Origin of the sequence: Sphaerisporangium krabiense, assembly GCF_014200435.1 — a bacterium.
GTDB lineage: Bacteria > Actinomycetota > Actinomycetes > Streptosporangiales > Streptosporangiaceae > Sphaerisporangium > Sphaerisporangium krabiense.
On the sequence record NZ_JACHBR010000002.1, the window covers coordinates 824,423 to 847,143 of the forward strand.

23 protein-coding genes are annotated in these 22,721 nt (G+C 73.7%); 14 read left to right on the plus strand and 9 right to left on the minus strand.

The window, feature by feature from the left end:
• Window positions 1-67 precede the first annotated feature (67 nt).
• Window positions 68-1,096, minus strand: coding sequence for a Scr1 family TA system antitoxin-like transcriptional regulator (locus BJ981_RS31560; RefSeq protein WP_184617033.1), 1,029 nt, complete (start codon window positions 1,094-1,096; stop codon window positions 68-70).
• Between the two features lie 320 nt (window positions 1,097-1,416).
• Here BJ981_RS31560 and BJ981_RS31565 point away from each other — a divergent pair, with 320 nt between their 5' ends.
• Window positions 1,417-1,791 carry a hypothetical protein gene (locus BJ981_RS31565; RefSeq protein WP_184617034.1) on the plus strand — a complete coding sequence of 125 codons (375 nt, stop codon included), beginning with the start codon at window positions 1,417-1,419 and terminating at the stop codon, window positions 1,789-1,791.
• A 59-nt stretch (window positions 1,792-1,850) separates the two neighbouring features.
• Here BJ981_RS31565 and BJ981_RS31570 read toward each other — a convergent pair whose 3' ends face one another.
• From BJ981_RS31570 to BJ981_RS31585, 4 genes are all read right to left on the minus strand, one after another.
• Complete coding sequence (locus BJ981_RS31570) at window positions 1,851-2,723, minus strand: ABC transporter permease (RefSeq protein WP_184617035.1); 873 nt, start codon at window positions 2,721-2,723, stop codon at window positions 1,851-1,853.
• Between the two features lie 5 nt (window positions 2,724-2,728).
• A complete protein-coding gene (locus tag BJ981_RS31575; RefSeq protein ID WP_184617036.1) occupies window positions 2,729-3,712 on the minus strand; it encodes an ATP-binding cassette domain-containing protein in 984 nt (327 codons plus the stop codon).
• On the minus strand, window positions 3,709-4,362 hold the full coding sequence (locus BJ981_RS31580; protein ID WP_184617037.1) for a PadR family transcriptional regulator: 654 nt from the start codon (window positions 4,360-4,362) through the stop codon (window positions 3,709-3,711). Before BJ981_RS31580 ends, BJ981_RS31575 begins: the two co-directional genes overlap by 4 nt.
• Before the next feature lie 128 nt (window positions 4,363-4,490).
• On the minus strand, window positions 4,491-5,087 hold the full coding sequence (locus BJ981_RS31585) for an SACE_7040 family transcriptional regulator (protein ID WP_184617038.1): 597 nt from the start codon (window positions 5,085-5,087) through the stop codon (window positions 4,491-4,493).
• A gap of 97 nt (window positions 5,088-5,184) precedes the next feature.
• On the opposite strand from BJ981_RS31585, the gene BJ981_RS31590 reads away from it, so the two are divergent.
• The 6 genes from BJ981_RS31590 to BJ981_RS31615 all read left to right on the plus strand — a co-directional run bounded on the left by BJ981_RS31590 (window position 5,185) and on the right by BJ981_RS31615 (window position 11,986).
• On the plus strand, window positions 5,185-6,762 hold the full coding sequence (locus tag BJ981_RS31590) for a carboxyl transferase domain-containing protein (RefSeq protein ID WP_443729003.1): 1,578 nt from the start codon (window positions 5,185-5,187) through the stop codon (window positions 6,760-6,762).
• Window positions 6,763-6,764: 2 nt separating this feature from the next.
• Entirely contained in the window at window positions 6,765-8,798 is a 2,034-nt protein-coding gene (locus tag BJ981_RS31595; RefSeq protein WP_184617040.1) for an acetyl/propionyl/methylcrotonyl-CoA carboxylase subunit alpha, read from the plus strand.
• Window positions 8,798-9,745, plus strand: a complete 948-nt coding sequence (locus tag BJ981_RS31600) for a hydroxymethylglutaryl-CoA lyase (protein ID WP_239139245.1) — start codon at window positions 8,798-8,800, stop codon at window positions 9,743-9,745. The genes BJ981_RS31595 and BJ981_RS31600 overlap by 1 nt, the downstream gene beginning before the upstream one ends.
• A gap of 3 nt (window positions 9,746-9,748) precedes the next feature.
• On the plus strand, window positions 9,749-10,915 hold the full coding sequence (locus tag BJ981_RS31605; protein ID WP_184617041.1) for an acyl-CoA dehydrogenase family protein: 1,167 nt from the start codon (window positions 9,749-9,751) through the stop codon (window positions 10,913-10,915).
• Window positions 10,916-11,046: 131 nt separating this feature from the next.
• The gene (locus tag BJ981_RS31610) at window positions 11,047-11,481 is read left to right on the plus strand and encodes an ester cyclase (protein ID WP_184617042.1); all 435 of its coding nucleotides are present in this window, start codon (window positions 11,047-11,049) and stop codon (window positions 11,479-11,481) included.
• A 55-nt stretch (window positions 11,482-11,536) separates the two neighbouring features.
• Entirely contained in the window at window positions 11,537-11,986 is a 450-nt protein-coding gene (locus BJ981_RS31615; RefSeq protein WP_184617043.1) for a GNAT family N-acetyltransferase, read from the plus strand.
• A gap of 24 nt (window positions 11,987-12,010) precedes the next feature.
• On the opposite strand, the gene BJ981_RS31620 is transcribed toward BJ981_RS31615, so the two are convergent.
• From BJ981_RS31620 to BJ981_RS31630, 3 genes are all read right to left on the minus strand, one after another.
• A complete protein-coding gene (locus BJ981_RS31620) occupies window positions 12,011-13,591 on the minus strand; it encodes a serine/threonine-protein kinase (protein WP_184617044.1) in 1,581 nt (526 codons plus the stop codon).
• A 78-nt stretch (window positions 13,592-13,669) separates the two neighbouring features.
• On the minus strand, window positions 13,670-14,611 hold the full coding sequence (locus tag BJ981_RS31625; protein WP_184617045.1) for a carbohydrate kinase family protein: 942 nt from the start codon (window positions 14,609-14,611) through the stop codon (window positions 13,670-13,672).
• Window positions 14,612-15,556 (minus strand): pseudouridine-5'-phosphate glycosidase, encoded by a 945-nt coding sequence (locus tag BJ981_RS31630; RefSeq protein WP_184617046.1) that lies wholly within the window; start codon window positions 15,554-15,556, stop codon window positions 14,612-14,614.
• Between the two features lie 93 nt (window positions 15,557-15,649).
• On the opposite strand from BJ981_RS31630, the gene BJ981_RS31635 reads away from it, so the two are divergent.
• The 4 genes from BJ981_RS31635 (at window position 15,650) to BJ981_RS31650 (ending at window position 19,478) form a co-directional block, all read left to right on the plus strand.
• Entirely contained in the window at window positions 15,650-17,185 is a 1,536-nt protein-coding gene (locus BJ981_RS31635) for a phytoene desaturase family protein (protein ID WP_184617047.1), read from the plus strand.
• Between the two features lie 119 nt (window positions 17,186-17,304).
• Window positions 17,305-18,117: a mannosyltransferase YkcB-related protein gene (locus BJ981_RS31640; RefSeq protein WP_184617048.1), complete on the plus strand. Its 813-nt coding sequence runs from the start codon at window positions 17,305-17,307 to the stop codon at window positions 18,115-18,117.
• Window positions 18,118-18,280: 163 nt separating this feature from the next.
• Window positions 18,281-18,595 carry a ferritin-like domain-containing protein gene (locus tag BJ981_RS31645; RefSeq protein ID WP_204070270.1) on the plus strand — a complete coding sequence of 105 codons (315 nt, stop codon included), beginning with the start codon at window positions 18,281-18,283 and terminating at the stop codon, window positions 18,593-18,595.
• A 232-nt stretch (window positions 18,596-18,827) separates the two neighbouring features.
• On the plus strand, window positions 18,828-19,478 hold the full coding sequence (locus tag BJ981_RS31650) for a TetR/AcrR family transcriptional regulator (protein ID WP_184617049.1): 651 nt from the start codon (window positions 18,828-18,830) through the stop codon (window positions 19,476-19,478).
• A 12-nt stretch (window positions 19,479-19,490) separates the two neighbouring features.
• On the opposite strand, the gene BJ981_RS31655 is transcribed toward BJ981_RS31650, so the two are convergent.
• Window positions 19,491-20,090 (minus strand): TetR/AcrR family transcriptional regulator, encoded by a 600-nt coding sequence (locus BJ981_RS31655; RefSeq protein ID WP_184617050.1) that lies wholly within the window; start codon window positions 20,088-20,090, stop codon window positions 19,491-19,493.
• A 96-nt stretch (window positions 20,091-20,186) separates the two neighbouring features.
• On the opposite strand from BJ981_RS31655, the gene BJ981_RS31660 reads away from it, so the two are divergent.
• The 3 genes from BJ981_RS31660 to BJ981_RS31670 all read left to right on the plus strand — a co-directional run bounded on the left by BJ981_RS31660 (window position 20,187) and on the right by BJ981_RS31670 (window position 22,703).
• Window positions 20,187-20,615, plus strand: a complete 429-nt coding sequence (locus BJ981_RS31660; protein WP_184617051.1) for a nuclear transport factor 2 family protein — start codon at window positions 20,187-20,189, stop codon at window positions 20,613-20,615.
• Window positions 20,612-21,718, plus strand: a complete 1,107-nt coding sequence (locus tag BJ981_RS31665) for a leucine-rich repeat domain-containing protein (RefSeq protein ID WP_239139244.1) — start codon at window positions 20,612-20,614, stop codon at window positions 21,716-21,718. The genes BJ981_RS31660 and BJ981_RS31665 overlap by 4 nt, the downstream gene beginning before the upstream one ends.
• Window positions 21,719-21,791: 73 nt before the next feature.
• Window positions 21,792-22,703 (plus strand): NADP-dependent oxidoreductase, encoded by a 912-nt coding sequence (locus BJ981_RS31670; protein WP_184617052.1) that lies wholly within the window; start codon window positions 21,792-21,794, stop codon window positions 22,701-22,703.
• Window positions 22,704-22,721 lie beyond the last annotated feature (18 nt).

Below are 22,721 nucleotides of genomic sequence, written 5' to 3' on the forward strand. Positions count from 1 at the left end.
CGCGCCGCGACGAACAGGACGGCCCGGGAACCTGGCGTTCCCGGGCCGTCCGCCTCCTCAGGGGGAATCAGGGGCGCAATTCGCCCGACTTGAGGCCGTTCGCGAAGTCCGCCCATTCATCCGCGGTGAAGACGAGCGGCCGGCCGGCGGGGGTCTTGCTGTCTCGGACGCCGATGAGCCCGCGGGACAGGAAAGCGACCTCGACGCAATTGCCGCCGCTGCCCCCCGAGAATGTGGACTTCTCCCACCGTGCGGTGGAGAGTTCCTCGTTCAGCTGCATATGTTCTCGAATCTCCCTTATTTGCGCAAAGGACGCCTGCTGAGGAAGAGCCTCAGCACGGATCATCTCGTATCGCGTCAGGAGTTCCTGAACTTCCGCGGCACGTTCGATGACCTGGCCATGTCCTCCAACAGCCTCGAGGTATACCGCATCAGGCAAGCCCGTTGCCTGGGCCATCAGAAAACTTCCCTCGAGTCCGGCCGTCGAGCGCGCCGAGAATGGGAGGACCTGAAGGGTGATGTGCGGAACCGTCTCCAGCTCCTCCAGGCGTTTCAGTTGGTCGGTCATCACCAGGGGGTCGCCGATGACGCGGCGGAGCGCGCCCTCGTCGATCACGGCCCAGAACATCGGGGGCTCGGGGCGTTCGAAGATGCTCTGGCGTTCCAGGCGCGCGGCGACCTTCTCCTTGACCCGCTCCAGCACCGCGCGCGGTTCGCCGAGGAAGATGGCCCTGGCGTACGCCTCGGTCTGCAGCAGGCCAGGGATGACCAGCGGCTCCCAGGCGCGCAGCGTGCCGGCCTCCCGTTCGATGTCGAGCCAGGGCCGGAACCACGGGGGCGTCGCCGAGTGGTGGATGAACGGCCAGAGCCTGACCAGGGTGCCGTCGAGGCGGAGGGCGTCGTCGCAGCGCTGGGCGAAGTCGTGCGACGGCGTGCGCTTGGCGGTCTCCACCGAGCTGATCATCGCCGCCGTGTACTGAATTCGGGTGGAAAGCTGCTCCTGCGAAAGTCCTGCTGCTTTTCGGTGTTTGCGAAGTTCGTAGCCGAAAAGGGCCCTCGGGCTCTCGGCGGGGTTGAGCTCGCTCGGATGGGGCATCCCGGCGTTCCTTCCACCTCGCCGCGGTTCACGACGGCATTAACCGGATGTGTCTCTGTGTTGTTGAAGGGAAACCTCTACCGAGAGTAATCGCGACGGAGCAATCTGAGAAGACCGTACGACGCCGTCGAGGCGGAGGGCTGATCGGTGCCAAGGGAGCTCATTCGCGCATTCAATCCCTTTTGCGGCATTTATCGGCTTCAACTCGCTTCCCGATGGCTTCGTTACAGGCGGGAGGCCGTCCGGGGCAGGCCCCGCCGCCCGTACGGGCTCGCGTCCGTACGGGCATCGCCCTTATCCGACGATGAACGGTTCCCACCATGACCCAGACGAAGACCAAGGCCGTCACGGAAAAGAAGGCCCACGCCGACACGCGGCATCTCTGCGCCCTGCGGGAGGGTCTCCAGGACGCGGACGTCACCTGCCTGATCGTGAAGCGGCTGCGCGTCGTGCTGGCGCACAACACGGTCGAGCCGGTACGTCACCAGCCCGGCGAGCTGCTGGTGTTCGGCCCGGACGGCATCGCCCTGGCCCGGGTCACCGTGTGCCCGGCCGGGCGCGGCGCGGCCTTCCGCGTCACCTCCGCGGGCGACGCGCCCGAGCGCCTGTTCATCGAGGCGCAGGCCGGAGAGGCGATCGCCTACCTCAGGGGCCTGGTGCGGGGGCACGACCTCGCCGCGCACGCCACGCCGTGAGGACGGCGGGGCCCCGGCCGGCTCCCTCGCCCGGCCGGGGCCGGCGCGTTCTCGGGCGGTCAGTCGGCGCGGCGGAACTGCGCGACGGCGACGCCGAGCAGGGCCAGGCCCATGAGCGCGACGATGCCGAGCTCCACGCCCACCGGGACGTGCCAGCCCCACCAGTGGACTCCCGGGTTCAGCGCGTCCATCACCTCCGGCCGGACCGACAGGTGGCTGAACACCGCGTGGCGCATCGGGTCCACGGCGTAGGTCAGCGGGTTCACCTTCGTCAGGAAGGCGAGCCACGCGGGCAGGCCGGCCAGCGGGAACATCGCGCCCGACAGGAATATCATCGGCATGATCGCCATCTGCATCACGCCGAAGAAGGACTGCATGTTCTTCATGCGGGCCGCGAGGCTGACGCCGAAGGCGGTGATGGTGAACGAGGCGAGGAACATCTCGCCGAGCAGGGTCAGGATCAGCGCGGGGGAGTAGGGCACGTGCACCAGGCCCGCCAGGGCCAGGATGATCACCCCCTGCGCGGTCGCGACGATGCCGCCGCCCAGGCACTTGCCGATCACGATCGAGCCGCGCCCGACCGGGGCGACCAGCATCTCGCGCAGGAACCCGAACTCCCGGTCCCAGACGATCGAGCCCGCCGAGAACATGGCGGTGGTGACCACCGTCATCGCGATCACGCCGGGGTACATGAAGGTGCGGAAGTCGACGCCCTGGGCGGTGCCGCCGGTGATCAGCGTGCTCAGCCCGGTGCCCATGACGAACAGCCACAGCACGGGCTGGATCAGCGTGGAGACCATGCGCGTGCGGTCGTTGAGGAACCGCAGCAGCTCGCGGTGCAGCACGACCTTGATCGCCCGCACGTCGTGCGCCGCGCCGCGCCCGGGCACGCGGACCCCGACGACGCCGGACGCGGAGACCTCGGTGGACATGGGGCTCACCTCCTCGCCATGGCGCGCATGTAGGACTGCCCGCCGCTCTCGCCCTCGGCGTCACGGATCGTGGAGCCGGTGTAGTTCATGAAGACGTCGTCCAGCGACGGGCGCGACACGCTCACCGAGCGGATCGGCACGCCGAGCTCGGAGAACAGGCGCGGCACGAACGCCTCGCCGGAGGCCACCGCGAAGGTGACCGTCCCCTCGCGGACGGCGGCGTCCAGGTCGAAGCGCTCCTTGAGCGCGGCGATCGCGGTCGCGTCGTCGGCGGTCTGGATCTGGACGCGGTCCTTGCCGACGCTGGCCTTCAGCTCCTCGGGGGAGTCGATGACCACGATCTCGCCGTGGTCGATGATCGCGATGCGGTCGCAGTACTCGGCCTCGTCCATGTAGTGCGTCGTCATGAAGATCGTGATGTCCTCGGTGTGACGCAGCTTGTTGATGTAGCCCCAGATGGCCGAGCGGGTCTGGGGGTCGAGCCCCACGGTCGGCTCGTCGAGGAACAGCACGCGCGGCGAGTGCAGCAGGCCGCGCGCGATCTCCAGGCGGCGCTTCATCCCGCCGGAGAAGGTGTTCACCTTGGCGTCCTTGCGGTCCCACAGCGCGACCATCTCCATGACCTGCCGGATGCGCGCGCCCACGACGTCCTTCGGCACCCCGTACAGCTCGGCGTGGAAGCGCAGGTTCTGCTCGGCCGACAGGTAGCCGTCCAGCGTCGGGTCCTGGAAGACCAGCCCGATGTTGCGGCGCACCTGGTCGCGTTCCCGGACGACGTCGTGCCCCGCGACCAGGGCGCTGCCGCCCGTCGGGCGGATCAGCGTGCACAGCATGCTGATCGTGGTGGTCTTGCCGGCGCCGTTCGGGCCGAGGAAGCCGAAGACCTCGCCCGGCCGCACCTCGAACTCGACGCCCTTCACGGCCTCGACCGCGCCGTAGCTCTTCCTGAGCCCCCGTACGGCGACGGCGGGCGCCTCACGTGTCGTCACGGTCCCTCTTCCTCCTCGTCCCCGTCGTCGGCGAGGATCGTGAAGATCGAACGTCTGGTGCTCTTGAGCAGGGTGCGCGCCGCGGCGAGCTGCCGCGGGTTGGCGACCTGCGTGAGCTGGGCGAACGCCTCACCGAGCTGCGACCAGAGCATCCGCAGCTCCATCATCTCCTCGGGCAGGCTGCTCGCGACCTCCGCCCAGGGGTCGGGCGGGCCGCCGGCGCACGCCGCGAGACGGTCGCGGCCCCTGGCGGTGAGCCGGTAGGCGCGGCTGCCACCCGAGTCCCTCCCGGCGATGAGGCCCTCGTCCTCCAGTTGCTGGAGCGCGGGGTAGACCGAGCCGGGGCTGGGCCGCCAGATGCCGTGGCTGCGCCGCTGGATCTCCTGGATCATCTGGTAGCCGTTGCGCTCGCCCTCCGCCAGCAGCGACAGCAGCGCGGCGCGCACGTCGCCCCGCCGCACGCGGGGCGCGAAGGGGGGCACCGGCGGCCCGTGGTGGTGGAAGCCCGGCGGCGCCGGGGGGACCGGCGGCACCGGCGGGACAGGGGGGACGGGCGGGACGGGCGGAACCGGGCCCATCGGGGGCGGGGGGAACGGGGGCGGCGGGGAGTGCGCGGACATGCGCATGTGCCACTCGTACGAGGGGTCCATAGCGTGACCTCCAACTATCGAGATACGTAAACGATATATCTAGATAGTTGGCAGAACAAGCGGCTTTCCGGACATGACGAAGGCGCGCCGCGTCCCGGGGGCCCACGGCGGTGCAGGTGGGTGCGAGGTTAGCGCTCGTTAACCAGGCCGGACAGCGCGGCCAGGGCCAGGCGGCGCAGCAGCGCCGCCATGGCCGCGCGGGGAAGCTCCCCGGCGCTGTGCGGCGTGGAGTTGAGCAGGCCGAAGACCGCGTGGGTGGCCGCCCGCAGCTCCGGCGGCGGGACGTCGGGGTAGAGCTCGGTCAGCACCGTGACCCACTCCTCGACGTACAGCCGCTGCAGGCGCCGGATCTGCCGCCGGGACGGCTCGGGGACGTTGCCGAGCTCGCGGTCGTGCACGGTGATCAGCGCCGGATGGTCGAGCGCGAAGTCGATCTGCCCGCCGATCAGCGCGTCCAGGGCCTCGCCCGCGGCGCCGGCCGCGGTGACCCGCTCGACCGCCGCGCCGCGCAGGCGCTCGCTGACGTCGAGCAGCATCTCGGCGAGCAGCGACTCCTTGCCGCTGAAGTGGCGGTACAGGGCCGGGCCCGAGACGCCGACGGCCGCGCCGATCTCTTCGATGGAGGTGCCGTGGAAGCCCCGCGCCGCGAACAGCCCGGCCGCCGCGTCCAGGATCTCCCTGCGGCGGTTGCCGGGAACGCGGGTAGGACTTCGCATGACGGCCATGACCGGCAATGGTAGACGAAGCAGTTAATAATCACTAACATCTGAGGTCGAGGTTAGCGTACGTTAACCCCTCTGGGAGGAGCGCACCATGGCCCCTGTGCTCCGGACCGCGGTGGGTCCGGGCGGCGAGGAGTACAAGCGCAACGCGGAGGTCAACGAGCGGCTGGCCGCGGAGCTGCGCGAACGCCTCGCCCTCGCCGCCCTCGGCGGCTCCGAGCGGTCCCGCGCGCGGCACGTCGAGCGCGGCAAGCTCCTGCCCCGCGACCGGGTGGGCGCCCTGCTCGACCCCGGCTCCCGCTTCCTGGAACTGTCGCCGCTGGCCGCCACCGGCCTGTACGGCGACGAGGCCCCCGCCGCGGGCATCATCACCGGCATCGGCCGGGTCTCCGGGCGCGAGTGCGTGATCGTGGCCAACGACGCCACCGTCAAGGGCGGCACGTACTACCCGATCACCGTCAAGAAGCACCTGCGGGCCCAGGAGGTCGCCCTCCACAACAACCTGCCGTGCGTCTACCTGGTCGACTCCGGCGGCGCGTTCCTCCCGCTGCAGGACGAGGTCTTCCCCGACCGCGAGCACTTCGGCCGCATCTTCTACAACCAGGCCACCATGTCCCGGCGCGGCATCCCCCAGATCGCCGCCGTCCTCGGGTCCTGCACGGCCGGCGGCGCCTACGTGCCCGCGATGAGCGACGAGGCCGTCATCGTCAGGAACCAGGGCACGATCTTCCTCGGCGGCCCGCCCCTGGTGAAGGCCGCCACCGGCGAGGAGGTCACGGCCGAGGAGCTCGGCGGCGGCGACGTGCACGCCCGGGTCAGCGGCGTCACCGACCACCTCGCCGAGGACGACGTCCACGCGCTCGCCATCGTGCGCGACATCGTCGCCACCCTCGCCCCGCGCGGCCCCGCCCCCTGGGAGCGCGCCCCGTCGCGCGAGCCCGCGCACGACCCCCGCGACCTGTACGGCATCGTGCCCTCCGACACCCGCACGCCCTACGACGTGCGCGAGGTCGTCGCCCGCGTCGTGGACGGCAGCGAGTTCCTGGAGTTCAAGGCCGAGTACGGCACCACGCTGGTGACCGGCTTCGCCAGGATCCACGGCCACCCGGTCGGCGTCGTGGCCAACAACGGCATCCTGTTCGCCGAGTCGGCGCTGAAGGGCGCGCACTTCATCGAGCTGTGCGACCAGCGCGGCGTCCCTCTGGTCTTCCTCCAGAACATCAGCGGGTTCATGGTGGGCCGCGCCTACGAGGCCGGCGGCATCGCCAAGCACGGCGCCAAGATGGTCACCGCGGTCTCCTGCGCCCGGGTCCCCAAGTTCACCGTGGTGATCGGCGGCTCCTTCGGGGCCGGCAACTACGCGATGGCCGGCCGCGCCTACTCCCCGCGCCTGCTGTGGATGTGGCCGAACGCCCGCATCTCGGTCATGGGCGGCGAGCAGGCCGCCAACGTCCTGGCCACCGTGCGCCCCGGCGGCGACGCCGAGGGCGAGGCCGAGTTCAAGCGCGAGATCCGGGAGCGGTACGAGCGCCAGGGCAACCCGTACTACTCCACCGCGCGGCTCTGGGACGACGGCGTGATAGACCCGCTCGACACCCGCACCGTGCTGGGGCTGGCCCTGTCGGCCGCGGCCAACGCCCCCCTCGACCCCATCGGCTACGGCGTCTTCCGGATGTGATCATGGTTTCTGGGCTCTCTGGCATCGGCACCGTGCTCGTGGCCAACCGCGGCGAGATCGCCCTGCGCGTCATCAGGACGCTCCGGCGGCTCGGCCTCCGCTCCGTCGCCGTCCACAGCGACGCCGACGCCGGGGCGCGGCACGTCCGCGAGGCCGACGCCGCCGTCCGGCTCGCCTCGGGCTACCTCGACATCGAGGGCGTCGTCGCCGCCGCGAAGGCGAGCGGCGCCCGGGCCGTCCACCCCGGGTACGGCTTCCTGGCCGAGAACACCGCGTTCGCGCGCCGCTGCGCCGAGGAGGGGCTGGTGTTCGTCGGCCCGCCGCCGCCGGCCATCGAGGCGATGGGCGACAAGATCCGCGCCAAGGCCACCGTGGCCGCCGCGGGCGTGCCCGTGGTGCCCGGCGGCGCCGAGCCCGGCGACGACCTGGCCGAGGCCGCGGCGCGCATCGGCTTCCCCGTGCTGATCAAGCCGTCGGCGGGCGGTGGCGGCAAGGGCATGCTGGTGGTGCGGTCGGCGGGCGAGCTGGCCGAGGCGGTCGCCTCCGCGCGGCGCACGGCCGCCGCCGCGTTCGGCGACGCCACCCTGCTCGTCGAGCGGTACGTCTCCGACCCCCGGCACATCGAGATCCAGGTCCTGGCCGACACCCACGGCAACGTGATCCACCTCGGCGAGCGCGAGTGCAGCCTCCAGCGCCGCCACCAGAAGATCGTCGAGGAGGCCCCCTCGCCGCTGATCGACGAGGAGACCCGCCGGCGCATGGGAGCCGCCGCGGTCAGCGCCGCCCGCTCGGTCGGGTACGTCGGCGCGGGCACCGTCGAGTTCATCGTCCCGGGCGACCAGCCGGGGCACCCCGGCTACTTCATCGAGATGAACACCCGCCTGCAGGTCGAGCACCCGGTCACCGAGATGGTCACCGGCCTCGACCTGGTGGAGCTGCAGCTCCGCGTCGCGGCGGGCGAGCCCCTGCCCCTGGCGCAGCAGGACGTGCGCATGCGCGGCCACGCCGTGGAGGCCCGTGTGTACGCCGAGGACCCGGCGCGCGACTTCCTGCCCACCGGCGGCCGGGTGCTGGCCCTGGCCGAGCCCGAGGACGCGGCCGGCGTGCGGGTGGACTCCGGCCTGTTCCCGGGCGCGGTCGTCGGCAGCGACTACGACCCCATGCTCGCCAAGGTGATCGCCTGGGGTTCCGACCGGGCCGCCGCCCTGCGGGGGCTCGACACCGCGCTGCGGCGCACCACGGTCCTCGGCGTCACCACCAACATCGCCTTCCTGCGCGCCCTGCTGGCCGACGCCGACGTCGCCGCCGGGCGGCTCGGCACCGGCCTGATCGACCAGCGCCTCGACGCCCTGCTCGCCGCCGCCCACGCCACCGGCGCCCCGCCGGACGAGGTGCTCGCCGCGGCGGCCCTGGTCCTGCACGACGAGCTGTCCGGGGGCGACGACGACCCCTGGGACGTGCCGGACGGCTGGCGGATCGGCGAGCCCGCCTGGACGACCTGGCCGCTCGCCGCGCGGGGCGAGCCGGTCGCCGTCCGGGTCAGGGGCCTGCCCGCGCGCGGCGCCGAGGTCGCCGTCGGGGACGGGCCGCCGTCGGAGGCCAGGGTCGCGCGGGAGGGCGGCGACGCGCTGGTCACCCTGGACGGGGTCACCACGCGCTACGCCTGCGCCCGCGACGGGCACACGGTGTGGCTCGGGCGCGACGGCCGCGCCTGGGCCCTCACCCGCCACCTGCCCGGGGACCCGGGCGACCGCGCCGGGGCGGGCCTGGCGGGCGACGGCGTGGTGCGCAGCCCGATGCCGGGCACGGTGCTGCTGGTCAAGGTGGTGCCGGGCGAGGCGGTGACCGAGGGGCAGCCGCTGCTGATCGTCGAGGCGATGAAGATGGAGCACACCGTGACCGCCCCCGCCGACGGCGTCGTCGCCGAGCTGACGGCCCGCGCGGGGCGGCCGGTCGACATGGACGAGGTGCTGGCCGTCATCCGGGCCCCGGACGCCGGGGCGTCCCCCGAGGCCACCGAGACGGGAGGATCGTGATGCTCCAGCCGATGCGGGTGCCGGCGGAAGGGCTGCCGGACCGCGTGACGATCTACGAGGTCGGGCCGCGCGACGGCCTGCAGAACGAGCCGGCGATCGTGCCGCTGGAGGTCAAGGCCGAGCTGGTCGCGCGGCTGGCCGCCGCCGGGCTCACCACCATCGAGACCACCAGCTTCGTCCACCCCCGATGGGTGCCCCAGCTCGCCGACGCCGAGGAACTGCTGAGGCGCGTCGAGAAGGCGCCGGGCGTGCGCTACCCGGTGCTGGTCCCCAACGAGCGCGGCCTGGACCGCGCGCTCGCCCTGGGCGTCACCGACATCGCGATCTTCGGCAGCGCCACCGAGACCTTCGCCCGGCGCAACCTCAACCGCGGCCTGGACGAGTCGGTCGAGATGTTCGCCCCGGTCGTCGCGCGCGCCCGCGACAACGGCCTGCGGGTGCGGGCGTACCTGTCGATGTGCTTCGGCGACCCGTGGGAGGGGCCGGTGCCGATCGCGCAGGTCGTCGGCAACGGCAGGCGGCTGCTCGACCTCGGCTGCGAGCAGCTCTCGCTCGGCGACACCATCGGCGTCGGCACCCCCGGGCACGTCACCGCCCTGCTCGCCGCCTTCGCCGCGGCGGGCGTCGGCCCCGAGCGCCTCGCCGTGCACTTCCACGACACCTACGGCCAGGCGCTGGCCAACACGCTCAGCGCCCTGCGCGCGGGCGTCACCGTGGTGGACGCCTCGGCCGGGGGCATCGGCGGCTGCCCCTACGCCAAGAGCGCCACCGGCAACCTCGCCACCGAGGACCTGGTCTGGATGCTCTCCGGGCTCGGCATCGAGACCGGCGTGGACCTGGCCTCGCTGGCCGCCACCAGCCTGTGGCTGGCGGAGCGGCTCGGCCGCCCGAGCCCGTCGGCGGTGGTGCGCGCGCTGTCCCAAGAACTCACCGAGGATGAGGAGTAGACCATGCACCGGCTCGGCGACGACTACGAGGCCCTGCGCAAGACCGTCGAGGAGTTCTCCCGGGACGTGGTGGCGCCGGTGATCGGCGACTACTACGAGCGCTGCGAGTTCCCCTACGACATCGTGTCCCGGATGGGCCACATGGGACTGTTCGGCCTGCCCATCCCCGAGGAGTACGGGGGCATGGGCGGGGACTACTTCGCGCTGTGCCTCGCCCTGGAGGAACTGGCCCGCGTCGACTCCTCGGTGGCGATCACCCTGGAGGCCGCGGTGTCGCTCGGCGCGATGCCGGTCTACCGGTTCGGCTCCGCGGAGCAGAAGGCCGAATGGCTGCCGGAGCTGACCTCCGGGCGCAGGCTCGGCGCGTTCGGGCTCACCGAGCCCGGCGGCGGCTCCGACGTGCCCGGCGGCATGCGCACCACGGCCGTCCTGGACGGCGGCGAGTGGGTGATCAACGGCTCCAAGGCGTTCATCACCAACTCCGGCACCGACATCACCGGCTTCGTGGCGGTCGCCGCCATCACCGGGGAGCGGCGCAGGGCCGACGGCGAGGCCGCGCCGGAGATCTCCACGATCCTGGTCCCGTCGGGCACGCCCGGGTTCACGGTGTCCAAGAAGTACTCCAAGGTCGGCTGGTCGGCCTCCGACACCCGCGAGCTGGCGTTCTCCGACTGCCGCGTGCCCGCCGCCAACCTGCTCGGCGAGCGCGGGCGCGGGTACGCCCAGTTCCTGCAGACCCTGGACGAGGGCCGGGTCGCCATCGCCGCGCTGTCGGTGGGCCTGGCGCAGGGCTGCGTGGACGAGAGCCTGCGCTACGTCAAGGAGCGGCACGCGTTCGGGCAGGCGATCGGGCGCTACCAGGCCATCCAGTTCAAGGTGGCCGACATGGAGGTGCGCGCGCACACCGCCCGCCTGGCGTACTACCACGCGGCCGAGAAGATGCTCGCGGGCGAGCCGTTCAAGAGGGAGGCGGCGATCGCCAAGCTGGTGAGCTCGAACGCCGCCATGGACAACGCCCGCGACGCCACGCAGATCTTCGGCGGCTACGGCTTCATGAACGAGTACCCCGTGGGCCGGTTCTACCGCGACGCGAAGATCCTGGAGATCGGCGAGGGCACCAGCGAGGTGCAGCGCATCCTCATCGCCCGCCAGCTCGGCCTGAGCGCCTGACGCCGGGGCGTTCCGGGGCACGGCACAACGGCCTGCGCTATCGTGAGCAAACGGACATATGGAGCACAAGACGCGATAAACGACAAAGCACTCCGGCGCGGCCGGTGACGCCGCGAGAAAGGCCCGCCCCCATGCCCGACGCGCGCACGATCCTCGACAAGGTCACCGAAGGCTTCAACCGGCACGACCTGGAGGCGGTGACCCGTTGTTTCGACGCCAGGGGAGTGTTCGTCACCCCCAGCGGCGTGGGGGACGGGCTGGAGGAGATCTCCTACTTCTTCGAGACGTCCCTGACGGCCTTCCCTGACGCGGTCGTGACGCTCTGGAGCACGGTCGCGTGCGGCGACACGGCCATCGGCGAGTGGACCCTCACCGGCACGCACGGCGGCGCGTACATGCTGCCGGGCGGCGACGTCGTGGCGGCGACCGGGCGTCCCATCGCCGTCCGCGGCGCATCCTTCTGTACCGTGGACGAGGACGGCGTCGTCGGCTACCGCATCTACTACGACCAGCTGGAGCTCATCGCGCAGCTCGGCCGCACGGTGAGCGCGGAGGGCGAATTCTGATCTTCCGGGCACCCCGAATGGACGAAGGGTGCGCCGAGTCCCTAAAGTCCCATTCATGACTTCAGATGATCTCCTGGTACGGAGGGCCCGCGAGGACGACGCCGAGGAGATCTACGGGCTGACGCGCGAGTTCGCCCTGTCCTTCCGGCCCGAGCGCGCCGCCTTCCACGCGGCGTATCCGGCGCTGCTCGCCAACCCCGACGCGTCCGTGCTGGTGGCCGTCGTGGACGGCGCCGTGCGCGGATACCTTCTCGGCTTCGTGCACCTGACGCTGTTCGCCAACGGCCCCGTCGCCTGGGTGGAGGAGGCCATCACCCAGCACGGCTTCCGCAGGCGGGGCCTCGGGCGCGCGCTGCTGGAGGAGTTCGAGCGCTGGGCGCGCTCGCGGGACGGCGGGTACATCGCCCTGGCGACGCGCAGGGCGCCGGAGTTCTACAACGCGCTCAAATACGAGTCCGCTGGAACGTACTACCGCAAGGTTCTGAAAGCCGGCGCGCAGGAGTGAACCCGGGGCGGCGCCCCGGGCCCGTCACGAGGTGAGCTGCGCGTCCAGGCGGTACCCGTCCACGGTGACGTACACCGAGTCCCCGGGCCTGGCGTTGAGGCGCATGAGCACCGGCTGGAGCGAGTCGAACACCGGCTGGCGGTCGCGCCAGACCAGCACCACCGCGTTGTCCCCCGGCCCGGTGACCGACAGCAGCGTGCCGGGACGCATGCCGAGCTGCGTCGCGTACCCCTCCGGCACCGGCACGGGCTCGCCGCGCAGGTGCTCGCTGGTGACGTCGATGCGCTGCCAGCGGCGCGGGTCGGAGGCCGGCCCCGGCAGCGGCGGCGCGTGGGTCGCGGCGCGCGGCTCGGGCACCAGGTGCGGCCGCGGCGGGCCGGACAGCGCCGTGAGCGCGGCCAGGGCGTTCTGGGCGGTCTGCGCGTCGGGCAGGTTGCCCGCCACCGACGGCACCGGCACGCCGCCGCGCATCTGGTGGCCGTTGGCGCCAGGCGTGCGGCGGGGCAGCGGCGCGAAGCCGCCGGTCGTCGTGGGGTCGGGGGGCCGCACCGCGACCTTGGGCAGCGCCTCGATCCACGCCTGGGCCGAGTGCGCGCGGATCCCCACCTGGGCGAGCAGCTCGACCGCGTCCTCGCCGGAGGTCTTGTCCCCGAGCATCTGGGCGGTGCGCTCCCGCAGCCGGGTCAGGTCGCCGACGACCAGCCAGCCGTCCTGCAGGCGGCGGTCCGGCATGAGCGCCACCAGCACCCGCCACAGGGGCGTGCCGAGCGAGGGCACCTCGATCGGGTGCGCCGGGTCGGCGCCGATGAGCTGCTCCTCGGTGGCGGCGTTGCCGAGCCACTCGGTGAGCCGGAACAGGTGCCCGGTCACCGGGGTGCCCTCCGGCGAGCGCAGCCAGTGCAGGACGCGCTCCTCGGCGGCGCGCTGCGCCTGGGACAGCACGTCGCGGTCCACGTGCAGATCGTGGGCCAGCGTGCGCAGGCTGACCGGCTCCTCGGCGAAGAGCCGCTCGATGGCCACGGCCCGCTCCAGCGGCGTCCACTCGCGGAACACCGCGTCGACCAGGCGGACGAGCGGGTTGTCCGACACCGGCGGCGGGGCGGGGACCTGCGCCACGGGCGGCGCGGCGGCGTTCTGCACGGGGCCGGTGGGCGGGCCCGCGGGCGCCTGCGCCGAGACGGCGGGGACCCGGCCGATCACCTCGCGGAACACCGCCGTCAGGATCGTCTCGGGGGAGGCGGCGAGCGCCGGGGCGCGCAGGTCGGCGGCGGTGAGCCTGCGCAGCCGCTGCCAGCCGCCGACGCCGCCGATGGCCGAGCGCGCGGGCTCCGGCCAGCCGGGCAGCGCCGGGTCCACCTTGTGGACCTGCAGCGCGGGCAGCAGCTCGGTGAGCGCCAGATGGTCCCAGCGGCTGACGGCCAGCCGTGAGAGGCGGTCGCACAGCCACTCGACACCGGTCGTGCCGAGCGCGCGACTGAGCGCGACCGAGGCCCACCAGCCCCCGGGGAGCCGGGGATCGGCGAGCACGTCGGCGACCTGCTGAGGTCGGCTCCAGCGCAGGACCGGCACCAGATCACTCAGGCAGATCATTGAATCGGCGTCCATCGGCTGACCGCATCCTCCCGAGTGTGACGCATGTTGCTAATGGTGCAGCTTACGCCGGACGCTAGCAATTAGCGCCATCTAGGGAGAACATAGCGGCTCGCCGGACTCCGAGATCCGCACAGCGGGCATCCCGCCCGCCGGGACGGGTCTCCCGCCGAGCCTCGCGACCGCCCGCGCCCCGGCCGCGCACCCCGCCACCAGCGCGGACTCCGCCGGGTGACCGGACAGCAGTGCGGCGAGGAATCCCGCGGCGAACGCGTCCCCCGCGCCCGTGGAGTCCACCGCCCGGGCCGCCACGGCGGGCGCCCGCGCCACCACCCGCCCGTCCCGCGCCAGTAGCGCGCCGCCGGCGCCGAGCTTCACCGCCGCCATGCCGTACCGGGCGCCGAGCGCCGCGGCGGCGGCCTCCGGGTCGCGCTCGCCGGTGAGCAGCAGCGCCTCGTCCCGGTTGGGGACGAGCAGCGACGCCGCCGCGGTCTCGCGCAGGAACCGGTCCACGCCGAAGCCGGCGAGGGGACCGGTGGAGGCCGGGTCCACGCTGATGGCGACCCCGCGGCGCGCCGCCGCGCGCACCGCCGTCCTGAACAGGTCGAGGCCCGGCCCGGCGAACAGGGTGTAGGCCGAGACGTGCAGGCGGCTCACGCCGTCGAGCAGCCGATCGTCCCAGTCGGACGGGCCGATGCGCCCGCCCGCGCCCCGGTTGGTCAGCATGGACCGCTCGCCCGCGCCGTCCACCATCGCGATCACCACGGCCGTCGGGTGCCCGGGGTCCACGCGGGCGTGCGGGCGCACCCCCGCGCCGCGCAGCTCGGCGACGTGCCAGGCCCCGGTGTCGTACCCGACCCGGGTGAGGAGGCGGGCGTCCGCGCCGAGGTGCGCGGCCCAGCAGGCGGTGTTGGCCCCGGAGCCGCCCGGCCGCACCACGATGTCGGCGGGGGTGTCGGTGCCGGTCGCGACCGGGGCGCCGTGGACGGCGACCACATCGGTGACGGCGTCGCCGATGACGAGCAGCCCGCCCACTCAGCCCTCCGGGGAACCGGGGCCGGCCCAGGCGGCGGCGATCGCGGCGGCCAGGCGGACGTTGCCGCGCACGGCCGCCAGGTTCGCCTCCAGCGACGCGCCGCCGGTGCCCCGGACCAGGAAGTCCAGCAGGAACGGCGTGATCGCCTGCCCGGTGACGCCCTCTCGCGCGGCGGCGGCGAGGGCCTCGGCCAGCACGCGGTCGTGCAGCACCGGGTCGAGCTGGTCGCCGTCGGGGACGGGGTTGGCGACGATCAGCGCGCTCTCGGGGCCGCCGAGGAGGTCCTGCGCGCGCATGACGGCCGCGGCCTCCTGCGGGGTCTCCAGCCGCCAGTCCACGGGCAGCCCGGAGCTGTGCAGGTAGAACCCGGGGAAGGAGTCGGTGCGGTACCCGGCGACGGTGACCCCGCGCGTCTCCAGCCGCTGCAGCGTGGCGGGCACGTCCAGGATCGACTTCACCCCCGCGCACACGACCGTGATCCTGGTCTTGGCGAGCATGTCCAGGTCGGCGGACTCGTCCTGGTCGGTGGTCCACCCGCGGTGCACGCCGCCGAGGCCGCCGGTGGCGAACACCCGGATCCCGGCGCGGGCCGCGAGGAAGGCGGTGGCCGAGACGGTGGTCGCGCCGCTCGCCGACAGGGCCGCGGCGAGCGGCAGGTCGCGGAAGCCCAGCTTGCGCAGGCCGTCCTCGGTGGCGACGCGCTCCAGCATGTCCTTGTCCAGGCCGACGCGGGCCACCCCGTCGAGGACGGCGATGGTCGCGGGCACCGCGCCCGCCCGCCGGACCAGCTCCTCCAGTTCCAGCGCCACCCGCAGGTTGCGCGGGCGGGGCAGGCCGTGGGAGATGATCGTCGTCTCCAGCGCCACCACGGGGGAACCGGCGGCCAGGGCCTCGGTCACTTCCTCGGACGTCCGGATCGCCGGGCTCGGGCCGGTCTTCTGCATGCTCGCTCTCGATCCTCTCCGTATGTAGGCTCGCAGGGGATTCTGCCCCTGATGTGCCGTCTCACCGTACTGTCCGAGTTGGGAGGCTTTGGCATGCGCCGGTCGCACTACGACGTGGTGATCGCGGGCGCCGGGCACAACGGCCTGACCGCCGCCGCCTACCTGGCGCGCGCCGGACGCCGGGTGCTCGTGCTGGAACGGCTGCCGCACACCGGCGGCCTCGCGGTGTCCGCCCGCGCCTTCCCCGGCGTGGACGCCCGGCTGTCCCGCTACTCCTACCTGGTCAGCCTCCTGCCCGCCAAGATCGTCGCCGACCTGGGCCTGGACCTGGAGCTGCGCCGCCGCCGCTACGCCTCCTACACCCCCGTCGGCGGCGCCGGCCTGCTGGCCGACAACGAGGACCCGGCCCGCACCGCCGCCTCCTTCGCCGCCGTGACCGGCGGTCCGGGCGATCTCGCCGCCTGGCGCCGCTTCTACGCCATGACCGCGCGCGTCGCCCGCCGCCTCGCCCCCACGCTGCTGGAACCCCTGCGCGAGCGGGCGGACGTCCGCGCGGAGGTCATCGCCGACGAGGAGGCGTGGCGCGACCTGTTCGAACGGCCGATCGGCCAGGTGGTGGCCGAGCGCTTCGGCGACGACACGGTCAGGGGAGTGGTGCTCACCGACGCCCTCATCGGGACCTTCGCCGACCCGGCCGCCGACCTGGCGGCCAACCGCTGCCTGCTCTACCACGTCATCGGCGACGGCACGGGGGAGTGGAAGGTGCCCGTGGGCGGCATGGGCGCGGTCACCGGCGCGCTCGCCGAGGCCGCCGCGCGGGCCGGCGCGGAGATCCGCACCGGGATGGAGGTGCTCGCCATCGACCCCTCCGGAGAGGTCGCCTTCCGTGACGACCGCGGCGCCGAGCACGCCGTGACCGGCGGCCACGTGCTGGTGAACGCCCCTCCCGCCGTCCTCGCCCGCCTGCTCGGCGGCGCGCAGGAGCCGCCCGAGGGCTCCCAGCTCAAGGTCAACATGGTGCTGGCGCGGCTGCCCCGGCTCAAGGACCCCGCGGTGACCCCGGCCGAGGCGTTCGGCGGCACCTTCCACGTCAACGAGGGCGGCGAGGCGCTGGCACGGGCCCACGCGCAGGCCGCCGCCGGGACGATCCCCGCGCTGCCGCCCGCGGAGGTGTACTGCCACTCGCTGACCGACCCCTCCATCCTCGGGCCGTCGCTGCGAGCGGCCGGGGCCCACACGATGACGCTGTTCGGCCTCCACATGCCCGCCCGCCTCTTCCGCGCCGATCCCGGGGCGGCCCGCGCGAAGGCGCTGGCCGCCACCCTGGCCTCCCTCGACGCGGTGCTGGCGGAACCCGTCGAGGACTGCCTGCTGCGCGGGCCGGACGGGTCGCCGTGCCTGGAGGTCAAGACCCCGGTCGACCTGGAGCGGGAGGCCGGACTGCCCGGCGGCCACATCTTCCACCGCGACCTGTCCTGGCCCTTCGCCGAGCACCCGGACGAGGCCGGGCGCTGGGGCGTGGAGACCGCGCACCCCCGCGTCCTGCTGTGCGGGGCGGGCGCGCGGCGCGGCGGCGGGGTCAGCGGCATCCCCGGCCACAACGCCGCCATGGCCGTCCTGGCGGGCTGACCGCGTTCTCATCCGATTCTCATGATCGTTCATGGACCTCTCAGCGTCGGCGGCTAACGTGGGCCGGTGAGCGCAACCGGAGACCACCGTGCTTCCCACGACCCCTCCGGCCTCACCGTGTGCAGGCGGCTGCGCCCGCGATGGCCCCCGCCGTCGCCGCGCTCACCGGCGTCGGCGGCGTGCTGATGTGGCGGGCGTACCGGGAACGGCGCGCGGTCACCGGCTGGGCGCTTCCGGCAGGAGTCGCCCTCACCGCCGGCTGGGCGTTCGTGGTCCTGCGGCGCACGCCCGGCTGGACGCCGTGGCTCGCCTACGCGGTCGCGGCTCTCGGCGCGGCGGCGGTCCTCGGGCTCGTCCTGATCCGGCTCGGCCGCCGGGGTCGCGCGCGGCTCGCCGTGGTAGCGCTCGCCCTCGGGCTCGCGGGCGGTCTCGCGGGGCCGGCGGCCTACGCGCTCACCCCGCTGTCGTCGCCGGTCAACGGCTCCAACCCGACCGCCGGCCCGCAGACCGGCCCCGGCGGGACGGGAGGCTCGTTCCGGCCGCGCGGCATGGGCGCGGGCGGCGTGGACGGTGCGCGTACGACCGTGGACGCCGGGCTGGCCGGCTACCTGCGCCGGAACCGTGGGGACGCGGAGTGGCTGGTCGCGGTGAGCAGTGCCCGGGAGGCATCGCCTCTCATTCTCGCCACCGGGGGCGAGCCGGTGCTCGCGATGGGCGGCTTCACCGGCTCCGACCCCGCGATGACCGTGGCGAAGCTCCAGCGGTACGTGGCGGCGGGGCGGGTGAAGTACGTCGTCCTCGGCGGGGGCGTGGGCGGTCCCCGAGGGCAGGACGGTGAGGTCGCCACGTGGGTGCGGAGCCACGGCGCCGAGGTCCCCGCGCCGGAGTACGGCGGCACGGGGACGGGCGGCACGCTCTACCGCCTGAGCTGACCGCGCGGAGGCCACGCATCCCCCTCGCCGAGCTGGGTAGGGACATCGACCTCGGAACCCGACTCGGAAGCGGAACCGAACTCGAACCGGAGCCGGGCTCGGCATCCGACACGGGACCGAACGCAGAACCCGACACAGGAAACAGCACGGAAGGACGGACGGCGTGGACCAGCAGAGTTTCATCGCCCTGCTCAACGAGGACCTGGAGAGCGAGTACCGCTCGATCGTGCAGTACACCCAGCACACGGCGACGATCAGCGGGCCGGAGTATCAGAGCCTGGTCGAGGAGCTGAAGGTCCACCTCCACCAGGAGCTGGACCACGCGACGACGCTCGCGGGCCAGATCGCCTTCCTCGGCGGCGTCCCGGCGGTGTCGGTGCCCGAGGTGCCGAGCGTCCCCGACGGCGCGGCGGCGCTGCGCCTGGACCTGGAACTGGAGGAGACGCAGCTCGATCGCTACCGCGAGCGCGTGGCGTAGGCCATGGACCTGGGCCTGCCCGACGTCGCCGAGGCCCTGCGCCCCCTGCTCCAGCAGACCCAGGACCACGTCATGGACCTGCGCAACGCCCTCGGCGCCTGACCGCCCGCGCCGCGCCCCCGCCGCCCTGGGAACGGCGGCGGGTGGGGGCGCCGTCGCGGGCAGGTTCGGGTGGCCGGAGGGTCAGGAAGGTGCGGCGGGCGGGAACGGCGGCGGGTAGTAGGATCGGCGCGTGCGCAGTGCGGATGGGGCAGGCGGGGGGACGCGGGGCAGCCGGGCCGACCAGGCCGACCATCGCCGGGCGGAGCTCCTGGACGCCGCGCGGCGCGTCGTGCTCGAACGGGGCATCTCCAGCACCCGGGTCGCCGACATCGCCAAGGCCACCAACGTCAGCGGCGGGCTGATCCACTACCACTTCGCCACCAAGGACGACCTGATCACGGCGATGCTCCGCACGACCATCGACGGCGAGGTCGGCCGGCTCAAGCAGCTCGTCCAGGATCCCGGCACCGGCGTCGAGCGTCTGGACCGGGTGCTGCGCTACTACATCCCGAGGTCGCGGGCCGACCAGAGCTGGCTGCTGTGGATCGACGCCTTCGCCGCCGGGCTGCGCGAGGCCGTCGTCCAGCAGATCCTGCTGGAGCTGGAGTCCGGCTGGATCGGCGCCCTGGAGCAGGTCATCCTGTCGGGCGTGGACAGCGGCGAGTTCACCTGCGACGACCCGCGCGGCGCCGCCGAGCGCATCGACGGCATGCTGGACGGCCTCATCATCCGCTACACCCTGCACCCGTCGGTGCTGTCCCGGCGCCGCCTGCTCGAGCACGCCCGCATCGCCGCCGCCCGCGAGGTCGGCCTCTCCCGCGCCGACTTCCCCGACTCCTAGCCCGGCCGCGCGTCAGGGACGCAGGCCGGCGAAGACGATGGCGAGCACGCGGCGCTGCAGGTCGGGGGGCCAGGCGGCGTGGACGGCGCCCTGGCACACGCCGGTCAGCAGCGCGAGCACCTCGTCCGGCCGCACGTCCGCGCGCACGGCCCCCGCCGCCTGCGCGCGAGCGAGCAGCGTGCCGATGGCGTCGCGGAGCGTTTCGACGGGGCCGGCCACCATCGTGTCCACGCCGAAGTCGGCGGCCGCGAGTTCGGCGACGGTGCGTTTCTCCACGGCCTGACCCACCATCTCGCCGAAGAAGGCGAACAGCCCGGTGGCCGGGTCACCGGAGCCCAGGGCGCGCACCCGCTCGGCGAGGTGCTCCATCAGGTCCTTCAGGATGGCCTTGAGCAGGTCGTTCTTGGTGGGGAAGTGCCGGAACACCGTGCCGACGGCCACCCCCGCGCGCACCGCGACCTCCTCGGTGGTGGCGGAGGCGCCCTTCTCGGCGAACACGGCCGCGGCCGACTCCAGGATGCGCGCGCGGTTGCGCCGCGCGTCGGCCCGCAGCGGCGGGGACGGCGGAGACAGTGGGGACGGCGGGGATGTCGGCGATTCGGAGGAGGTCATAGGCATCCATTGTCGGCGTTGACAACATGAGTGGATACTCACTATCTTCAACATGAGTCACCACTCATCTTATCTCCGGACGTCGAAAGGATCGCCATGTCCGCGACCGCACGCGAGGTGTTCGAGCGTTTCCCCTGGTCCGCCGGGATGCCGGAGGAGTCGCTGTGGGCCGACGACGTCGTCATCGAGACCCCTTTCGCCCCGCCCGGCCGTCCCCGCCGCTGGGAGGGACGCGAGGCGTTCCTCGCCTACGCCCGCCCCCGCCGCGCCGAGCTCCCCGCAAGGCTGGAACGCCGCCGCCTCGTCGTCCACGAGACCGCCGACCCCGACGTCATCGTCGTCGAGTACGAGCTGGGCGGCCGGCTGCCGGGCGCGCGGGAGGACACGTGGGCGCCGTTCATCGCGGTGCTGCGCGTCCGCGACGGGCAGGTGGCGCACTGGCGCGAGTACCAGGACCCGCTGGTCATCGCCGCCGCCACCGGCACGCTGCCCGACCTGGTCGCATCGCTGGGCGGCGCCCGGTGACCACGCTCCCCGCGGGCGCGCTGGTCCGCCGCGACGGCGTCGTGGCCGAACTGCGCGCCCCCGGGCTCGGGCTCGACCGGCCGCCCGCCGAGCTGGGCGAGCTGACCGGCCTGCGGCTGGTCGACCTGGCCTGGAACCGGATCACCGAGCTCCCCGCCTCCATCGGCCGGCTCACCGGGCTCGTCACCCTGCGGCTCGACGGCAACCGCCTCACCGGACTGCCGCCGCGGATCGCCGCGCTCCGCTCGCTGCGCGAGCTGCACCTGGACGGCAACGCGCTCGACGCCGTCCCCGGCCCGGTCCTGGAACTGCCCGGCCTGACCAGCCTCTTCCTGTACGGCAACCGTCTCGCCGCGCTGCCCGCCGGCCTCGGCCGCCTGCGCGGGCTGCGCCACCTCGCGGTAGGCGGCAACGCGCTCACCTCGGTCCCCGGCGCGCTGTGGGACCTCGCCGGGCTGCGGTCGCTGAACCTGGCGGAGAACGCGCTCACCGAGATCCCCGAGGACATCGGCCGGCTGCGCGACCTGCGCATGCTGGACCTCGGCCACAACTCCCTGGCCGGCGTGCCCGCCGCGCTCGGCGACCTGGAGAACCTGAGCGACTACCTGTACCTGAGCGACAACGGCCTCACCTCGGTGCCGGCCTCCCTCGGACGGCTGCGCCGCCTGGCGTACCTCAACCTGACCGACAACCGGCTGGCGACGCTGCCGGAGACCCTCGGAGACCTCGCCGCGCTGGTCGAGCTGCGGCTGTACGGCAACCGCCTGACCACGCTGCCGGAGTCGTTCGGCCGCCTCTCCCGCCTGCGCGAGCTGCACCTGCGCGGCAACCGCGTCGCCGGCCTGCCCTCCTCGCTCGGCGGGCTGCGCGAGCTGCGCGTCCTCGACCTGCGGGACAACGTGCTGACCCGCCTGCCCGACGCGATCGCGGGCCTGACCGCGCTGACCCACCTGGACCTGCGCAACAACCGCCTGCGCGACGTCCCGCGCGCGCTCGCCGCGCTGCCGCGCCTGGAGAAGCTCGACCTGCGCTGGAACAAGCTCGACCGCGAGCCCGAGGCCGTGGACGCCCTGCGGGAGCGCGGCTGCGTGGTCCTGCTCTGACCCTTTCCCGCTTGACCTCGACAAAGGTTGAGGTCACATACTCGGTCCCGGTGCGACGACGAAAGGACCGGAGATGAAGGCGGCGGCGTTCGAACGGCCCGGGGGACCCGAGGTGCTCCGGCTCATGGAGGTGGCGACGCCCGAGGCCGGGCCCGGGGAGGTGCGCGTCCGGGTGCGGGCCGCGGGGGTGCAGCCCTACGACTGCGCGGTCCGGGCGGGCTGGATCCCGCCGGGGGTTCCCCCGGACATACCGAAGATCCCCGGCAACGAGTTCGCGGGCGTCGTGGACCGGACCGGCCCCGGTGTGACGGGGGTCGCGGCGGGCGACGAGGTGCTCGGGTTCGGGCGGCTCGACGCCTACGCCGAGTACATCGTGGTCCCGGCCGACCAGGTCACCGCGAAACCGGCGGAGATGCCGTGGGAGGTCGCGGGCGGCTTCAGCGCCGGCGCGCAGACGGCGCACATCGCGCTGCGGGAGCTCGGCGTCGGCGCGGGGGACACCGTGCTGGTCCACGCGGCGGCGGGCGGGGTGGGCACGATCGCGGTGCAGCTCGCGGCCGCCTGGGGCGCGGCCGTCGTCGGCACGGCGAGCGAGGCGAACCACGACTACCTGCGCGGGCTCGGCGCCGTCCCGGTGGCCTACGGCGAGGGACTGGTCGCCCGGGTGCGGGCGGCGGCCCCCGGCGGGGTGGACGCCGCGCTCGACGGGGCCGGCGGCGACGCGCTGACCGCCTCCCTGGAACTGGTGAAGGACCGCTCCCGCGTTCTCACGCTGGTGGAGCACGGCCAGGCGGAGGCTCTGGGCGTGCGGGTGACGCCCGCGCTGCGCTCGGCCGCCCGGCTCGCCGAGCTGGCCGGCATGTACGCGCGGGGAGAGCTGCGCGTACACGTGCGCGAGACGTTCCCGCTGGAGCGTGCGGCGGACGCGCACCGCGCGGTGGAGACCCGCCACGGGGCGGGCAAGGTCGTGATCACGGTCGGCTGAGGCGGCGAGGGCGCCGGC